The sequence below is a fragment of the Pandoraea commovens genome (assembly GCF_024704525.1).
GTDB classification, from domain to species: Bacteria; Pseudomonadota; Gammaproteobacteria; order Burkholderiales; family Burkholderiaceae; genus Pandoraea; species Pandoraea commovens.
Genome location: NZ_CP102780.1, coordinates 1,092,295 through 1,109,133, shown reverse-complemented (window position 1 = coordinate 1,109,133; position 16,839 = coordinate 1,092,295). Strand labels below are relative to the sequence as shown.

Sequence of the window (16,839 nt, the reverse complement as noted above, 5' to 3'; positions counted from 1 at the left end):
AACGCCGCAACGCCACGCTCAGAGAAAAATTAATAAAGAAATCTGCATATGGCCGACTTCGACGATTCGCCCGATAAGGCACGACGAAATTTGATCACGCTTTCTGCCGCGATTTTGGCGGGCGGGTATCTTCGGCCAGAGATACCTGCAGATGCGAAGCTATTTGGAATCGTTGCCTTAGAACACGTCAATCAGCCGCGCTTTTGGGTTGTGCTACTTTCCCTGCTGGCATACCTCACGATCCGCTTCATCCGCTCATCTACGTGGAGCGTCGCCATGCAGAATTGGCGACAAGAAAGGCAAGAGCAATGGAACGCGGCACTCGCGCAAAGCTTCGATGCCGACGTGCTGGCGTTTCTACGCACGAAAGAAAACAGTGCGAAACTGCGTCATATGCCATCGGGCGGCGAGCCGCCTACTCTTCTCAAGCGCGATTTTGAGAATTTGCAGTTCGATAATCGGCAGCTCACGTGGATAACCAAACGCAAGACCCACGCATCCCTAGAAGTTGAATACCACTTCCCCAACCTGGCGAATCGCGTTTCCGTGAACAAGCTCAGATTTGAGGTGTATCTGCGAGGCGACGAGCTACCGTGGATTCGAGCGTGGACCTCCATTTGGTCCCAGTTCACCTCGAACCTTGCATTGGAAGTGCACCTCGTTCTCCTTCTAACCGGCGGCGCGGTAGCCGTTGTCGCATCTGCCTTTGTAAAATCCTGCGCGGATGGGTTTCCGGCCTGCGCGCTTTGATCGACTAGCGCTCGACAGCAGGGGCTATGCAAGCCTTGCCGATCGCTTCCCACTTCCTCTCGTACACGTCGCGCTCAAGCCGCTCAGCGCGAAGACGCTGCACCGCCTGGTAGGTGCTGCCCGCGAGAATCTCTTCATCGGTATACCGGCGCCCGCGCACGGGCACCTCTTTGATGCACGGCGTCGCGACCGGGATCTGAGCTTCGATCACTGTCGGCGGCGGTTCGGCTGGTGCCAGCGTACACGCCGTCAGCGCACTACATGCCAGCACGCCACTCTTCAAAAGCGTCTTCACAGGTTTTCCCCTTTGCCGACTCGTCGGCGATTCGTTGGTTGAGCACGTCGATCTTTTGCATGGCCGTCGACGCACGCACCTCTGCCGCGCGCAGCGCATCGTCGGCCGCCGCCTGGCGCTTCGCCGCCGTTGCAGCCCACGCTGCAACCGCGCCGTTTTGACGTCCGAGGGTCTCGGACATCGCGGTGAAGCTGCTGCGCCACTGCTTCGCCTGATCCTGCGCCCGCTCCGCCTCGGACTGGGCGACAGCCAGCCGAGGCGAGAAGTACACACGATCTGCGGCCACGATCGCGACCACAGCGATGACGAGCACGGCCACCGCCATCGCGAGCACCTTGGCCGATGCCGTCCAGTTACTAAGCGCTTCCACGATCCACCTCCCTTAGTCCACGATTGAGCACCGCATCGAGCACTCGCGACCCGCCATATCCGGCGAGCGTGATGGCGAGCGCCTCAAGCGCCCACCGCCATTCCATCCACTCCGAGACGAAGAACGCGGCCAGACCGGCCACTACTCCGACGACCAGGTCCTTCGCGACCTCGAGCGGAACAGACCGCACCGGTGGCGCGTCGACGCGCGCGAGTTTCTGCAGCGTGTTCGCGACCCCGCCGAGCAGCGAGAAGACCACCGTGAGCACGATGGCCGCCGGTGCCACGTGCGCGAGATCCTGATCGAATGTGACCGCGCTCCCCGCAATCGCGGCCGTGGCCCAGCACAAGAGCCACATCCCCCAAGTCAGCTTGATAATTTGTTGCACGCGTTCCCCCGTTGGGTGCGATGTTTGTTTAAGGCGTCACGCATCGCGAGCGCAACGCCGAATACGGCCATTCCGATGTGTAGCGCGTAGCCCGCCCAATCGCCGAATCCGACACCGGCACCCCGGAGCACTTGTGCAGCGACGAATGGCGGCACGAGATAACCGAAGGCGACGCCGACGTAAATCCAGTGACGCAAATTCACTGCCCAGGGCAGCACGAACTGCGCAGGCATGATGTCGTTGATCAGCACGTCGGCCAGCAGCGAGGTGGCAAGCACCGCCGTGCCGCACGACACGAGCGTTCCCGCAGCCCCGCTGAAATCGACCATCAGAGCGGCCAACGAAAACGGCGAGCCGAACGCCGCAAACGCCATGTAGATGGCACAAAGCGCGTACATGACGCGCGCGAGGATGTCTCGTTGCATATCAAACTCCCAGCGCTTTCTTTGCTCGGTCCCACCGCGACTTCCGGTCGTCCCAGCCATTCGTGCCACCGTTGATGACGCGGGTGAGCTGCACAAAGTCACCGCGATCTGCGAGCGCACTGCACCCGGTGTTCCGCCAATACCATCCGGCGGAGCGCGCAGCATTGACCGGCTCGAGCAGCAGCTCGGGATGCTCGAGCAGGTCCAGCTCGAGCGCCATGCCGCACAGCACATAGTTGCGGTGCCCTGTCACCTGAATAAGGCCACGCCCCTTGTACCGCTGCCCGTCACCGTCGGCCTCGGGCGTGTTCCCCAGCGCGAGCGCCTTCGGGCCGGTGTCGTACGCAGCGCCACTCGCATACTCTTGCGCCGTGTTGAATCCGTCGCTCTCGTGCCCGATCTGAGCGAGGAACGCGGCCTGTCGCGCAGGCGTGTCAATGCCGAACTCGGCCATCGCTGCCGTGACGGGTGCGGCCCATTTGGCCGCAAGCGTCGCGCTCGTTCCGGTTGCTCGTTGAAATGTCTGTTGATCCATCAAACCCCCACGAACCAGAGCGTTAGAAAGGGCGAACTCGCGACGATGCCAACGATGACGAACCCCATGACCTCGGCCATTCCGACCTCCAGAAAATAAAAAGGCCGCCCGTAGGCGGCCGTGCGGCAATCGTTGTGCGCAGCGCTACAGGAGCGACACGTCCAACACCAATGCTCCCCAACGAAGCGAGGAGCCAAAGTCATAGTTGTAGTTCGGCGGGCTGGGGGCTTTCGGCCCGAAGCGCCAGTGGTAAAAGGACTGAACCACCACGCCGACGCCGGTCGACCAGCCGCCGACGCCGAGAATCCCACTCCAGTTACCCTCGTCCTTTCGCGCACCGCTAAGCGTGGTCGTCGGCGTGAGCACAGCACCCACGGCCAGCTTTTGCGCGTCGTAGTTGTACGGCGTGTTGTACTCCCCGGGAAACGCGTACTGGCCATAGCCGTCAGACCCCATCGCTATCCGACCGTTGAGCATCGCCAATACCCTCGGATAGGGCGTTCTGGCGTCGAACACCAGCTTTCCCGCCCCATCGAACACCTGCGTGCCGAACCCCGCACCGACGTACTGCGGCGTCGCATCGAACACATACCAAGTCACGGTCTGCGCGTAGAGCGACTGCAGCTGCACTGTCCACGTGCCATCGCCGTTATTGCGGCAAACAAACTGCGCGACGGCGCCCGGACTCGAATATGCAAAGAGCGGCATCGACGCAGCAAACGTGATGTTGGCTACGTACGCGTTCGCGGTCACGTCACCATTGCCGCTACCGCCGATCCAGATCCCAGAATAGGCAAGGTCGGTCGTACCCTTCAGGAGCAGCCCATAGTTCGAATACAGCCCGTCGATCTGGTAGTGCCCTGACTGCGTCCATGCCTCAAATCCCGCCTGCCAGCCCATCACCACACTCCATAAATAAGATAGCCAGGGCAACCGTATTGCGTGCCTTGAGGTGCCGGATAGGACCACTCCAAAACACCAACGCCTGGCGCGATGACCGGCATGCGCTTGTACGCTCGAACATCACTGAAGAGCTGCGCCAACTGAAACGAAAACAAGATTTCGCCCGTGAGGAACGCGGGATGAACGACAGAGCCCGAATTAGTGCCATCGAGATACGCCAACCCCAGCGTGCGAGGAATTCGCCCCGTTCCGTCGAAGATTCGCCGACCGTACGCATCGAACGCCTCGCACCCCACTACGATTGCCATATGCCGCTCCTCCAACGCAGGACGTTATTTGCATCGAAGACCTGAATCAGCTGGTTCGTGAGCGTCATCCGACCGCCGTTACCGGCCGCGCCATTGAGCTGGATTTCTCCAGTGCGGAAGTTCAACCGGAGCAGCGGCAGGCCCTGCTCGTTCTTCGCATCCGACTCGAGCCAGTCCACCAACTTTGCGGAGCCGATCGTCGCCTTCCCGATCAGTGCGCTGTTGATGATCGTGTCGCCGTTCTGGATGATGAACGGGATAACGATTCCTTTCGAGGTACTGTTGAAGATGCCAAACGAGTCCGTCTCGAACAGCACACGGCGCTGCACGGTGTCACCGTTCTTATCGATGCCGATAGTCATTCCGACGCCATAGATGACGCCGTCCGACGATATCTGCATCTTGACGGAGTAGTACGCACTGACCTTCCCGTCCAACGCTGCCTGTGCTTGCGAAACTTGCTGCACGGATGCCGACACATCACCGACCGTCGCCTCAACAGTTGTCACCTTCGAAGCAATTGCCGAGGTCGCGTCGACCCGCGCCTGCGATTCGTCCCGCACAGCGGCCGAAAGCGCCGCATCCGCTGTGCGCAGTCGTGCCGAGACAGTCTCGATCTGCTTTGCAAGCGCTAGATCGCCCTCCGCTCGGGCCGACTGCTCAGACCATGCGCCAGCCATCGACGCCGCATCGCCCGCCATGTCCGTCGTGCTACCGGCCATCTGCGGATCGAACTTCGCCACTACGCCTTCGACACGCGTCGACAACGCGGCGTCGGCGTCCCGCCGAGCCGTCGCCTCGTCGACAATCGCTTCGTTCGCGTCGATCAGTCCCTGCTCAATGTCCGGAATCTTCTCGATCGGCGAGAGCAAGTCCTGCGTGAGCTGCTCCTTTCCAATGCCGCCCGCCAGATAGCTGAGCACTTCCGTTGAGTCGACACTGCTAGTCCCTCGCACGCCAGCACCGGCCGGGTAGAACTCCCCAACATTTCCCGAACGGTCGATCAGTCGAACCCAGAAGAACAGCTCCGTCGCGGCGGCCATCCCGAGCAGAGTGTGCGACGAGACCGGGTACGCGTACGCACCCGCCCGCGTCGATGCATCGCGGGACGATGACGTGCCATACCAAAGCTCCGCCTGCGCCACATCGAGCGCCCCTGCTGGATAGCCCCACGCCACTTCGATCCCTAACGGCAGGCTCTTCGTGGTCAAGCTCGTCACGGCGGGCGGCGGCGTCGTTTTGCCCTGCAGTTGCGTCGCGGCCGAATACGCGTACCCCGACGCTGTACCCACCGCATTGATTGCGCGCACCCGCACCGTAAACAGGCCAGCGTAGATGCCCGGGATCTCGACTCGCGCCAGACCTGTTCGAGGCACCGAGACCCAATCCCCGTTATCCCGTCTCCAGCCCACGTCGTATGCGACACCATTCGGTGGCGGCGCCCACTCGATCACCAACGTCGTGTTCGCGATGCCCTGAGAGATTGCGCTGTACGTCGAGAGCGCAATCCCCGTCGGCGCGGCCTGCACGGACGGCGGCACAACCACGATGGGGCGCGTATCAATCCGCGTCCCGGAGTCGATCATCGCGAACTTCTCCGGCACGTGCTGCACCGCCGAAATCTCGAACTCGATGCCGCCGTTTTCCTTGATCGACAACACGCGATACGTCGGGGCGGTCAGCTCCGAAGTCTCGATGTGCCATCCAGCCTCCGCAGCGATCACCTCCGGCCAATCGCCAGTAACCGTCACCACGATATCGCTCACGAGCTTGATCGTGCGCGTCGCGCTGCCACCGCTCGGCAGGTTGACCGTCAGCGTGTCACCGGCCTGCGCGAGCGGCGGCCGATCCAACGTGACCGTGCGCCCGGCGGCAGACCGCACGCGGCCGTCGTTCATGACGCCCGCCCGCTTGCGGTCGTACACCTTTACGATCTTGCCGGGCAGCGGCAGAGTGCCCTCCAGCCCAACAGAGAAGCGCACCGTGTCGCGCTCGAGGCGCGACGTCAGCAAGATCCACTGCCCGGCACGCTGCGCTTGCCCCTGTGAGGTACATCCAAAGGCCGTCACCGACGTCGACTGGATGCCGTAACGCACGATCCCCTCTCGGTCTTCGACGTATTCGACCTTTTGACGGTAGAAATCCGCCGGGTCGTTCCACGACACAAGCGCGACCGTTGAGCGGGCTTTACGCTTGCTGCCCGCATAGGAGAATTTGCCGTTGCTGACCGTCGCGGCGTTGAACGTGTAGACATCGTCGGTCGGCATATCCGCAGATGCATACACACTGCCACCGGCGACGTAGGCCATGCCGCGAAAGATCGACGCCAGATCCTGCATGACGTCGATGGCCGCTTTCTGCGACTGCAGATAGAGGTTGCAGGTAAAGCGTGGCTCCTTCCCGCCCTTCCCGTCGGACACCAGCTCATCGCAATACTGGGCGATGCGATACAGCCCCCACTTGTCGATCTGAGCTGCCGTGATGTAACGGCCAAGGCCATAGCGCTCATTGAGCGCCAGATCCATGAACACCCACGCGGGATTGTCAGTCCACGCCAGCTTAAAAGAACCGTCCCAGACGCCGAGGTATGCCCGCGTAGCCGGGTCATAGTTGGACGGCACCGCGATGATGCGACCGTAAATATCGAAGGCCCGCGCGGGCAGCCTGTTCGAAAAGTAGGCCGCGTTCAGCTTCGAGAAAACGAGAGCGCTCATCGGATACCGCAGCTTCGCGTCGATGACCTCGGTAAGCGCTTCGACCCTCACGTTGCCCGACACCGTGGCGCTTGTCGAATCAGGCGTCAGCCGCCTCACCCGAATCGTCCACCCTTGAGTCGCACGCGGCAAATCAATTCGATGGCTTCGCGGGTACGTGCTTACCGTCTTGCCATCAAACGCCGACGTAATCACATCCTGGAACGCCCCGCCATCAGTCGAGAGCTGAATCACGTACTCAACCCGCCAACCCACACGATCGCCGTTGTCGAGCTGCTGAATAAGGCTGGTCACCGACAACCGCACGCGGGCCGCAGACAACGACAGGTTCGTGATTGCCCTCGTCCACGGCTGCGAAAACTTCAGATCGGTCGCAACAACCGCTTCACTCTCAACCGACGGCATGCCAGCGATGTATGACTGGTCCTGCGTACCGAGGCGCGTATCGATAACGGTCTCGGGGAAATTGAGCGTTCCGTCCGGGTTTTGCACCGGCGTACCGTCGTAGTACACCGACTGCAGGCCGCTTACCAACCCGAGAATCGGCCCCTCTGAGACGATATCCAGAATCTTCGCCCACGAAGTGGCGTGCAGACTGTCCGGTGATTCGACGGGCGTATGTCCGGACTCCTCAGCTTTGAACCCAACAATGCTCATCATTGCTGGTCCTCCGCGTAGATGCCAACGGACCCCACTGCCGACCCTACAATCATGCGCCCGTAGCACAGCGGGGCTGGATTTCCCTGCGCCTGCGTGTTGACGGCCCCATTGAAGTTGTACGACGCACCGTTATCCGGCGAGTCAGCCGTGGAAAGCCCTTTCTGTTGAGGGGAAAGCAACTGAGAGACGCCACCGAGCATCATCGAAATGCCCAGAGGAGCAAGCGCCGGTGCCCAGATCGACACCACTGTGATCACCGCCCCGAGCAGCGTCTGGAATAGGCCAGCGGCCTTCGAACCCTGCAGGATCGGCGCGATACGAACGTCCGCGCCGTTCAACGGATCGTGCAGTTGCTGCTTGACCAGATTCCGCTTGTCGGCAAACACCGCGTACGTCACGCCGCGATCCTTACTCGTCATCATCTCGCGCTCGAACCCCGGCAGCAGCACGCACAAGGCGCGCACCGCCTCGGCGGTGCTCGCGACGGCCAGTCGATGCAAACGACCAAAGCGCGCCCCCAGTGCGCCGTAGAGGCGCACATTCACGATTTGTGCAGTCATAGATGGTCGAAAAAAAACCCGCTCGTGCGGGCTTGATTGAAGGCTGAAATCGACCGCTACCGGCCGACGTATCTCAAGATGCGGCGTGTTGATTCCCGCCAGTAGCCGCCGTACACATCGCGGCCAGAATTGCGCCCAGCCAGGTGGTGAAGAAATTGCCCGTCGCCGACGTACACGCCAGCGTGATTCGGCACACCGTTCTTGCTGAAAATCTGCATGACGATGACGTCTCCGGGCTGCAGGCACTTCTCGGCCTCGTGCAGCTCGCAGGGACTTCCGTCGACGTCGGCGAAACCTGCCACCGCGAAATTCTGCGTGTACAAGTCACTTTGCCCGTCGTCCCACCAGCCGTCACGCCGGTCGAAGTCGGGCAGACTCACGCCGCGCTCGAGCCGATACCAGTCACGAATCAGCGTGTAGCAATCGAGCACGCCGTGCGCGAACGGTCGGCCGATCAGCGGCGCCTCGAACCCTTCGGGATGCATCTCACGCGTGTCGCCTTGCGGCCAACCCATGACGAACCAGGGCAAACCGCTGCGCTCGCACGCGACACGATCGGCAATCGACGGATCGGCCGTGGTGTCCGGGTGCGTATGGACGACCCACAGAATCCGGCCACGATCCTCTGCATCCGCGAATTCGTCGGCCGGGAGGATAAAGCTCTCGTATTGCCGCGTCTTCGGGTTGCGTTGCGCAAGGTTCGAGCACGGCACATACACTTCGCGCCCACCTTCCTCGATGACCAGTCCGCACGCCTCCTGCTTGTCTGCTGCGTATGCGGCGGCAGCGTGAGTGCGAATGTCGCGCAGTGTTTGCTTGTTCATGTTCTCGTCAGATCAGCAGCCGGGAAGCCACCGAAGCTCAGTTCGTTGAATTCGCCGAATCGCTTTTTGCAATCCGACAAGCACTTCCCGCAGACGTCACGCGCAGCATCGTCGACGGGGTTGCCTCGTTGGTCGAAATAGTTCGTGCCCGTATAACCGCACTCGGGACCGCGATACCGCCAACTGCACACGTTCGCGATGATTGCCCGACCGGGAAGTTGCTTATCGTTGAAGTCCAGCGGCGACGCCAGCTCGAAATCGACACGCTCGCCCGGCTCTTCGTTGGTCTTCTGCTCGACCAGCCAGATATCGACCGACAGCGACTCATCGGGATTTGCCAACGGGTTGCCATCGGGAAAATTGCGTGCGTCCAGGTATTTCGCGAGCGTGCGCCGACGGGTGATTACCGCACCGGCGAGGTCTTCGTAGAGGACGCACAGCGCCGAGATCGTGTTGTTGACGTCGCCGACCGATAACGTCGGTGTGGCTTGCTGACCTTCGCCGGTGATCAGGAATCCATCGCCCGCCACCGGCCACGGCGAATATTCGACGCCGCGCCACCAGATCGACTGCTCCGTGCTGTAACCATGAAAGTGGAACATGCCCGCACCCAACTCCGATGCATCCAGTTCGAATAGTTCGACCACGCCGCCTGGGCTAAGCGTTTGGACATCTGCTGAAGTAGGCATGGGTCATTCCCCTTCGACAGGAGGCCACATCGCCGGTGGCGGTGCGATAAACGAACCATCTTCGCGCGTGTATCCCGGCGCCACTGGCGAGTCGCTCGTCAATTCGACCGCGCCGTCTGGAATCGCTTCGCACTCGGTTTGGCCATCCCACAGCACCACATTTACGACCGTGCCGTTCTCAATGATTGCGTATCGTTTCATCATGCGAACTCGTAAACAATGATCACCCCGTCCGCCCCTTTGCCGCCGACATAGGCAGGTGTGTTGGACGCCCAGATCCCGCCACCACCGCCGCCATAGCCACCGCCGGGGTTGCCGTTGCCGTTAAGTGCTCCCGCGCCGCCTGCCCCTAGCTGCGAAGCACCGCCAAGACCGGTAATTAGGCACGCGGTGTTGACGGCCATCGACTGCCCCCCTGGGTTGCCTGGAACGTTCAAGATGTTGCCGCCTGTGGCCTGTCCACCGGCACCAGCAAGCGCAATGAACGCTGAGATATTCCCGACACTTGCGGTGCTTCCCCCGAACCCGCCTCGCGCAATCAGCGTCCCGAAAGTTGAGTTGCCACCGGGACCGCCAGCAGCGCCTGCCACGCCAACGCCACCGGCGCCCACCGTGTACGCAAGGCCGTCGAAATCGGACGTGAATCGATGCCGGATAAATCCTCCGCCACCGCCCGCACCACCCAGCGCCATCGACACACCCGGAGTTCCTGCGGGCGTCCCGCCGCCCGCTCCTCCGGCCGCCTGAATGTCCGCGATGACGCTCTTGGTGCCCGGTGTGGAGTTGTAGGTCCCACTCGCCGTCAGCACGCGTATGCCAATAAGCCGACCGCCAAAGCTCGCAGCCATTTTTGCGATGGATGCCTCAAGCGAATACGACGATGCGCTCGCACCGGCCTCCACCTTGAGACGGCGGAACTGAAAGGTGTTCCACGTCGCACCTGCGGCAACGGCCCGGAGGCGGGCACTTTGCGCCCCGGCCGGAACATTCAAATCCGTGCCCGACACAAATTGCCACGTTCCGAGCGAAGTCCGAGATCGGGAGAAATTCGAACCATCGAGCAGGACCGCTCCCGTTCCGTCCGTAGTCGAGTAGTAGACGACATCGATGTAGAAGTCGCCCGTGGACTGCGCGTCGACCAGAATTTCGCCCTGAATGGTATGCGGCACTCCCCCTGTGACACGGAAAAGCGGGCTAGTCCAGTAACTCGTGCCGACCACCGCGTTCGGTGCTGCGGAGAAATACGTCCCGCGCGAATCGGTCAGCACACCGAGCTGCGTCGGCCAAGAACTCCATCCATCTGCCCCAAACTCGCCGCTGCCGTTATAAAGAAGATTGGGGGCGTTCACCGCCAGTTGCTTGCCAAGCGTCGCTTCATCGACGGATGTGGACCGTGAGCGAATCAGGCCCGCCCACGTCGCCACGCCGTCGGTGTCCATGACAACGCTCTCCCCGGGCAGTAGCGATGAGAGCGTCACGGCGTCTGCCGATCCCGGCGCGGGCGACAACGTCACCGCGCTGGCACCGACGTTGCGCAGCAAGATCACCGAGTCAAACGGGCAGTCGGCCGCGCGAGGCATTGAAACGCCCCCGGCGGCCGCCAGATTGATATTCACGCGCTTACCCAGGTGGTCGACGGTAAGTGCCTGCGGGGCCTTGATAACGTCGGAGGAACTGAGAGGCAACTGCCCGGAAAGCGCATCAACGTTGCCGTTGTGCTTCAGGCTTGCCACGCGATTGCTGTCACCGTCCTTGCCATCATCCCGAATTCCAACCACGACTTTTTTCAGAGATGCCATGTGTCATTAGGGCGCTGGCGCCAGTTCAAAGGTGGCCGTGATCGACGCGTTACCACCGGAGTTAGGGATGTAATTGAATTGCCGCGCTTTGAACAGCGCTTGCTCGAATCCGGGCGGTGTCCAGAGGAACCGGATATACCCGCGATGTCGCCGCAAGAACTCCAGGATCGGCTGCATCTCGGCGGCCGAGCCGATGAACGTCAGCGGCCACGACTGCTTTTCGATGTTGATGCCGTCCTCGGCGACCTGCTCATAGCCGTCGCCGAACTGGGCCGACAAGAGGCGATACGTGATCGCCCCTGACGGCTCAGCCTGAAACGGATAAGCGAACGTTTCATATGCCATTCGGCTATCTCCGGTTCACAAATTTGTAAATCACGCCCCCCGCCTGCGTTTCCTTTGCGAGCACCTGACGAACCATCCCGTTGACCATGTCGCCAAGTGACTTTGCATCGGCATCACCGCCCGAGCTTCGCGTGCTACTTGATGCCTGCCCGTCGGCGTTGATGGTCGTATCGATGTTGAAGATCACATCGCCGCCCCCCGCTCCGCCCTGCGCTCGCACGCCGAGGCGGCCGCTGCCGTCGCGTGTGAGCGGCATGATGGCTTCAGGTCCCGCCTCACCGAAGAGCGCCATCGGCGCCATCGTCGGCTGCGTCGCGATCGTGTTGGTGAATGCTCCGCCAAGCGCAAAAGCTCTAATGGCATTGCCGCCCGAAAACACGTTTCCCTTCGCACTGGCAATGCCACCGAACAGCGACGAGATTCCAGCGCCGATACCGCTAAACAGACCACCTCCGCCGCTGCTCCCCGAGGACAGGTAGTCCCACAGGCCCGTAAATGCCTTGTTGGCGAATAGCTGCGACGCCGAGCTGGCGATGTTGGCGAACATGTTTCGGAACGCACCGCCAATGGACTCGGTCGAGCGAGACAGGTCGGATGCGAAGCCGGAAAACGCGCTCGAACCGATCTGTCGAAAATCAGCCAGATACGAGTTCGAGTCGAGCATCGACGTGCGCACCTTGTTTCTCAACTGGTCAAGACCAGCCAGAATCTCGGGATCGCTTGTCGTCGCGCGGAACTGCTCAATCTGGCCGAGCAGATCCTGCAAACCGGCCGTCGACATCGCCGACACATCGCGCATCTTCTCGAAACCGCTAACGATGCCCTCGGTCCCTTCGCGCTGGCTGAGCGTGATGTCTTCTTTCGCCTGCTTCGATTTCTGCAGCAAATCGTCAAGCTGCGCCGACATCGTCTTCAGCCGCTCGGTCTGGCCGATAAAAGCCAGGTCGTCCGGCCGATTCAGATCGAGCGCGTTCTGCAGCAGCCCGGTGTCCTGCTTGCGCATGTCGAGCTGCACTTTCGGCAAGGTGATGCCAGCCTGCGAGAGCATCAGCGCGCGCGATTGCTCGATCGTGTCGGTGAAATCCTTCTCTGCCTGACGAAGTTGCGCGACCCGATCCTGATTGACCGTCGCTTCCTTCTCCGCCAGCTCCCGCATACGTGCGAGATACTTCTCGCGCTCCGCCAGTGCCCCCTTTGCGCCTGCGACTTGCGCAGCCTTTTCAGCGAGCACCTGCTGATCCTGAAGCGACTGCACCTGGGCGTCGTGCGACCGGTTGATGTAGTCGATTTCCGAAATCAGCCCGAGCTTGCGCTGCGCATCGAGATCCTTCGTTTCCTGCGCCTGCATCTGTTCGCGCTGCTTGGCGTAGCCGTCGTACACGGCAATCTGCGCCTGCAGTGACTTGTTCAACTCGGAAGTCGCCTGCGTGCTGTACTTCTTGCGAATCGCGGCCTCGTCGGCCGCCTGCTGCTTCGCGTCCGGCGCCAGCGCCTTATCGCCGGGCTTGCGGATCGCATCGGCCTTTTGCAACGCCGTGACATCGCGCCGGTACAGTTCCAGCTCGTGATTGAGCTTCGCCCGTTCGTCGGTCTCAAGCCGGATGTTGCGAATGCGCTTGTCGGCGTCGATCCCGGCCTCGTTAATCTGCGCCTCGCGGGACTTCTTCGCAGCGGCGTCGCTGTCGGCTGTGATCTTTGCATTGAGCCGTGCCAACTCCTCACGGCCCTTTGCAAGCTCCGCATCGATAGGACCGGTATCGCGCCCAAGCTTGGCGACTCGGTCACGCCGATCCTGCAAGTCCTGCATCTTGCGATACTGCGCCTCGAGCGCGTCGCCATCGGTCCCGGCGCGGCCAATTCCCTTCATCGCATCCCACGTGCCCGAGACTGCGATTCCAAGCCCACGCCACGCCGTCTCGAGAAAGCCGAGTTGCTTCGGCGCTTCTTTGCCGAGATGCTCGTACAGCGCCTGGGACACAATCCGCTGCGCCTCTTCCTTTCGGCCCTGCTCTTCGAGCGTGCGGATGTAGTCGTACTGCGCCGCGCTGACAAAGTGCATCCAACGGTTATGCTCTTCCGCCCACTTGGCAACGCCCTCGGGCATCTTGGCGAAATCCTTAACGATCTCGTCAACGCTGCCGCCCGTGAGCTTCTCGAGCGCCTGCACGTTCTTGCCAACGAGCAGCATTTGGTCACTCGTGAAACGCCCCGTCTCGATCAGGCTGGCCATGATCTCGCGCGACTGCGAGAGCTTGCCGTCAGGCATAGCGGCAAGACTACGCGCCAGCGAATCGACCGAGTCGGCCGTCACACCCGCATAGTTGCCGGTGACCTTCAGGTCATTGTTCAGCTTGACCGTCTCGGCATGGCCCTTGTACACGGCCGCGCCGAACAACCCCAATGCGGCCACGGTGACGCCAAGCGCAATGCCTACGCCGCTGAAGATCAGCGACAAGGCGTCCATTCGCTCGGCCATCACCAGAGACGAGCCAAAGAAGTTTTTCCACTGCCCTTGTGACGCCTCGTGCGCAAGCACCAGCAGCTCACGACGCACGGCGACGCTGCTGAAATTGAGGTGATCGAGCGCGGAGGCACCCTGATCACCGGCTTCCTTGAGTTTCTTTCGAGCTACGTCGCTCGCTGTGCCGACGTCATCGGCAAGGCTCTTGCCGAATGCCGACGTTTTGCTCGCATTTCGATCGATGGCCGGGCCGTACTCGCCGTCATTCAGCCGCAGCTTGACTTCGAGATCGCCGATGTTCGTGCCCATGCACCACTCCAGTTGCGGGCAATCATGCGTCCCGCAGGTCTTCGTTCAATACGTCCAGCGCCTCGCGCTCCATAAGCCGCACCCCCGCAAAGCGCTCGCGCACCGCGTCGGTAGACTGGCCCAGCATTCGCATGACCGGCTCTACACAGGCGTAATCGATGCCGGTGCGCACGACCAGCGACGCAAAGCCACTTTGCAGGCAGGCCGTACGCCACTGCGTGCCAAGCGCGCAGAACAGCTCGACCGTCGGCCAGTTCTCCGGCCATACCTCGAACACGTCCAGCGGCTGCATCGCGCGTGCCTGACGGATCACGTCGGCCGGGGCACCGAAAGCTTGCAGCGACTCGATCAGGCTTTCATCTACATGCTCGAGCGTGTCTCGCTCCCCGGCCCAGTAGCGCGCGGCGCCGATCAGTTTTTTGCGCTGGCCTCTTGGAACGAAGCCCAAAATGCACGGGCCACACCGGCGGCCGCTTGCGGGATGCTGAGCAATCGGGCGACGTTCTCGTCGCTAAATACGAGTGGCGCATCCTTGGTCGCATAGACACCATCCCAATCGACAAGGACGTGGCGAGCCAGATCCACGGTCGTGCCCTTCCCGTACTCGGTTGCCTCGTCAACGGTGCAGCGCTTGAACACGGCCATGAAGTCATGTTCTTGAGCGTCACCGTTCTCGTCCGGCACGGAGAATTTCACGGGGAACTTGTAAGTCGGCGACAGTGCGACGATGAACGGCATGTTGCATCTCCTGAAATGAAAAGCCCCGCTCGGAGGCGGGGCACTTGCTGATTGAGTGGGCGGCTTACTTGACCGTGATGACGAACTCGTCGTTACCCTGGTCCGGGTTAATGGTCAGGGCCGAGGTCAGCATCGCGATGCCGTCCTGATCCGAATACTGCAGGCCCGTCAGTTGAACCTTCGGCGCGTCGATGACGATGATGTTGCCCGCGTCGACGCCGTGCGTGATGCTCAAAGGCGCGGCCGTTCCCGCCTCCACCGTCGTCCACCAGTTCTTCGCTGCCACCGATCCCAGCTCGAATACAGCCGAGCCGGTCGGCTTACGATCAGTGAGCCGCGGCCCCTCGCAACCAACGAGACCGCGATAGACAAGCTGGTTTGCCATGTCGGCCTGCAGTGCCTGCAGACAGCCGGTGTAGCCGTGCATCGACCACATCGGCGTGTTGCTCTTGTTGACCGCTCGCGGCGTGAGGAACTTCGAGTAATCGACGGCGCCCGGGACCGGCGAATCCGTGACCGGGTTATACGTCCCAATGAAATGGAATTTCATGATCGGGATGCTCTTCGCCGTCAGATCGAACGACACCGTGCCCACGCAGTCCGTGAGCTGGTGCAGCACGCCGTCGAGGTTGTAATGCAGCGTCAGGCTTTCGAGGTTGTCCGTGATCGGGTGATACTTCACGTCGGCATCGGCCGTGACGGTCTGAGCGAACGCGCACGCACGCAGCAACGGACCCCATGCCGGTGCGACGCCAGGCGTACCAGACCCCGCCAGCTCGACCTCGAAATCGATCTCACTGTGAATCAGGCCGGGCAGTTGCTCGCTATTGCCGAAGTACGGGCGCAACAGCGCACGGTCGACGCTTTCGGTCACCACAGGGTTGGGGTTCGGATTCCGCACGAGAATTGCGTTCTCAGCGACGGTCGGCACGGCCGGTACGCCCGCAGCCGCTTGAATCTTCGCCAGCACCAGCACTTTGCGCGACGACTTAGCCATATGAGGTAACTCCTGTTCGGGTGCGCCGACGCTCATGCCACGAGGCTTTCGGGCGCGGTGCGGTACTTAAAGAAATAGTGAACGGTGATCACAGCGTTCTCGCCGTTTCCGAAGTCGAAGATCGGAGGCTCAGTCAGCCCCTCTTCCACATCGGTCAACTGCGAATCGCTCAGGCAGCAGGCCATGACGATCGGATGAGCAACCTCGAGCACGGTGTCGGCGAGCGCGTCCGGGGCTACGTCGTTCGTCAGCACCGACACCATGATCTCGGCCTGCCGATGCGTGCACCCGACAAGCGCCTCGGGCAGATCCCCGCCGCGATGCACCACCACCGCAGGCAGCAACTCGCCATCGATCGCATCGGCCACCGACCGCTCGAACGACTTGACGATGCGCTGCATTTCCGGCGACGCCTTTAGGGCAGCGAGCACCGCCTGAACATACGTTTCACGACGGGTTGTCATTTCTTAAGGTCAGCGTGAGAGAAAAAGCCGTTATCGATCTTCGTCGGCACGCGCGCTACCGAGTACTCAACCCCGCCAATGGCGACCTTGTCGTCTTTCGCCAGGTTAGGCAGGTCTGCGGTCTGATACTCCATGCCATACGACGCAGCGATCACCTTGCCGCCGAGAATCGGCTGGTCGGGTTGCCAGGAACGGACCTGCACCGGCTCGAGCGGCTGATCGCTGCCTTTGGGCGTCACCACGGCCTCATCGAGCAGGCCGTGGCGCGCGAACGCCTCGAAGAATCGAGAGGGATCGAGGGGCAT

The 16,839-nt window shown here is 61.6% G+C and carries 21 protein-coding genes; 1 reads left to right on the top strand and 20 read right to left on the bottom strand.

Translation table 11 applies throughout. The features are described 5' to 3' along the window. Positions 1–48: 48 nt before the first annotated feature. Positions 49–750, top strand: coding sequence for a hypothetical protein (locus NTU39_RS05525; RefSeq protein ID WP_257959416.1), 702 nt, complete (start codon positions 49–51; stop codon positions 748–750). 4 nt (positions 751–754) lie between these two features. Here NTU39_RS05525 and NTU39_RS05520 read toward each other — a convergent pair whose 3' ends face one another. From NTU39_RS05520 to NTU39_RS05425, 20 genes are all read right to left on the bottom strand, one after another. After that, positions 755–1,021: a hypothetical protein gene (locus NTU39_RS05520; protein WP_257959415.1), complete on the bottom strand. Its 267-nt coding sequence runs from the start codon at positions 1,019–1,021 to the stop codon at positions 755–757. After that, positions 1,008–1,415, bottom strand: a complete 408-nt coding sequence (locus NTU39_RS05515) for a hypothetical protein (protein WP_257959414.1) — start codon at positions 1,413–1,415, stop codon at positions 1,008–1,010. The genes NTU39_RS05520 and NTU39_RS05515 overlap by 14 nt, the downstream gene beginning before the upstream one ends. Continuing rightward, positions 1,402–1,803 (bottom strand): phage holin family protein, encoded by a 402-nt coding sequence (locus NTU39_RS05510; protein ID WP_257959413.1) that lies wholly within the window; start codon positions 1,801–1,803, stop codon positions 1,402–1,404. Before NTU39_RS05510 ends, NTU39_RS05515 begins: the two co-directional genes overlap by 14 nt. Next, a complete protein-coding gene (locus NTU39_RS05505) occupies positions 1,782–2,228 on the bottom strand; it encodes a hypothetical protein (RefSeq protein WP_257959412.1) in 447 nt (148 codons plus the stop codon). Before NTU39_RS05505 ends, NTU39_RS05510 begins: the two co-directional genes overlap by 22 nt. 1 nt (position 2,229) lies before the next feature. Further along, a complete protein-coding gene (locus NTU39_RS05500) occupies positions 2,230–2,763 on the bottom strand; it encodes a glycoside hydrolase family 19 protein (protein WP_257959411.1) in 534 nt (177 codons plus the stop codon). A gap of 144 nt (positions 2,764–2,907) precedes the next feature. Then, complete coding sequence (locus NTU39_RS05495) at positions 2,908–3,663, bottom strand: hypothetical protein (protein ID WP_257959410.1); 756 nt, start codon at positions 3,661–3,663, stop codon at positions 2,908–2,910. Further along, positions 3,663–3,974, bottom strand: coding sequence for a hypothetical protein (locus NTU39_RS05490; RefSeq protein ID WP_257959409.1), 312 nt, complete (start codon positions 3,972–3,974; stop codon positions 3,663–3,665). Before NTU39_RS05490 ends, NTU39_RS05495 begins: the two co-directional genes overlap by 1 nt. After that, entirely contained in the window at positions 3,962–7,414 is a 3,453-nt protein-coding gene (locus NTU39_RS05485) for a TipJ family phage tail tip protein (RefSeq protein ID WP_257959408.1), read from the bottom strand. The genes NTU39_RS05490 and NTU39_RS05485 overlap by 13 nt, the downstream gene beginning before the upstream one ends. Further along, positions 7,345–7,908, bottom strand: coding sequence for a tail assembly protein (locus tag NTU39_RS05480; RefSeq protein ID WP_257959407.1), 564 nt, complete (start codon positions 7,906–7,908; stop codon positions 7,345–7,347). The genes NTU39_RS05485 and NTU39_RS05480 overlap by 70 nt, the downstream gene beginning before the upstream one ends. Positions 7,909–7,964: 56 nt before the next feature. Then, positions 7,965–8,732 carry a C40 family peptidase gene (locus tag NTU39_RS05475; protein WP_257959406.1) on the bottom strand — a complete coding sequence of 256 codons (768 nt, stop codon included), beginning with the start codon at positions 8,730–8,732 and terminating at the stop codon, positions 7,965–7,967. Next, the gene (locus tag NTU39_RS05470) at positions 8,729–9,421 is read right to left on the bottom strand and encodes a phage minor tail protein L (RefSeq protein ID WP_257959405.1); all 693 of its coding nucleotides are present in this window, start codon (positions 9,419–9,421) and stop codon (positions 8,729–8,731) included. Before NTU39_RS05470 ends, NTU39_RS05475 begins: the two co-directional genes overlap by 4 nt. A gap of 3 nt (positions 9,422–9,424) precedes the next feature. Then, positions 9,425–9,625, bottom strand: coding sequence for a hypothetical protein (locus NTU39_RS05465; protein WP_257959404.1), 201 nt, complete (start codon positions 9,623–9,625; stop codon positions 9,425–9,427). Beyond that, on the bottom strand, positions 9,622–11,220 hold the full coding sequence (locus NTU39_RS05460) for a hypothetical protein (protein WP_257959403.1): 1,599 nt from the start codon (positions 11,218–11,220) through the stop codon (positions 9,622–9,624). Before NTU39_RS05460 ends, NTU39_RS05465 begins: the two co-directional genes overlap by 4 nt. A 6-nt stretch (positions 11,221–11,226) precedes the next feature. Beyond that, a complete protein-coding gene (locus tag NTU39_RS05455; RefSeq protein ID WP_257959402.1) occupies positions 11,227–11,565 on the bottom strand; it encodes a phage tail protein in 339 nt (112 codons plus the stop codon). Between the two features lie 4 nt (positions 11,566–11,569). Next, positions 11,570–14,335, bottom strand: a complete 2,766-nt coding sequence (locus NTU39_RS05450; RefSeq protein WP_257959401.1) for a phage tail length tape measure family protein — start codon at positions 14,333–14,335, stop codon at positions 11,570–11,572. 22 nt (positions 14,336–14,357) lie between these two features. Next, the gene (locus NTU39_RS05445) at positions 14,358–14,783 is read right to left on the bottom strand and encodes a DUF1799 domain-containing protein (RefSeq protein WP_257959400.1); all 426 of its coding nucleotides are present in this window, start codon (positions 14,781–14,783) and stop codon (positions 14,358–14,360) included. Further along, positions 14,747–15,073 (bottom strand): phage-derived protein YdaY family protein, encoded by a 327-nt coding sequence (locus NTU39_RS05440; protein WP_257959399.1) that lies wholly within the window; start codon positions 15,071–15,073, stop codon positions 14,747–14,749. Before NTU39_RS05440 ends, NTU39_RS05445 begins: the two co-directional genes overlap by 37 nt. 64 nt (positions 15,074–15,137) lie before the next feature. Next, the gene (locus NTU39_RS05435; RefSeq protein ID WP_257959398.1) at positions 15,138–16,070 is read right to left on the bottom strand and encodes a phage tail tube protein; all 933 of its coding nucleotides are present in this window, start codon (positions 16,068–16,070) and stop codon (positions 15,138–15,140) included. Positions 16,071–16,102: 32 nt separating this feature from the next. Beyond that, a complete protein-coding gene (locus NTU39_RS05430; RefSeq protein ID WP_257959397.1) occupies positions 16,103–16,471 on the bottom strand; it encodes a hypothetical protein in 369 nt (122 codons plus the stop codon). A 59-nt stretch (positions 16,472–16,530) separates the two neighbouring features. Then, positions 16,531–16,839 (bottom strand): head-tail joining protein, encoded by a 309-nt coding sequence (locus NTU39_RS05425; protein WP_257959396.1) that lies wholly within the window; start codon positions 16,837–16,839, stop codon positions 16,531–16,533.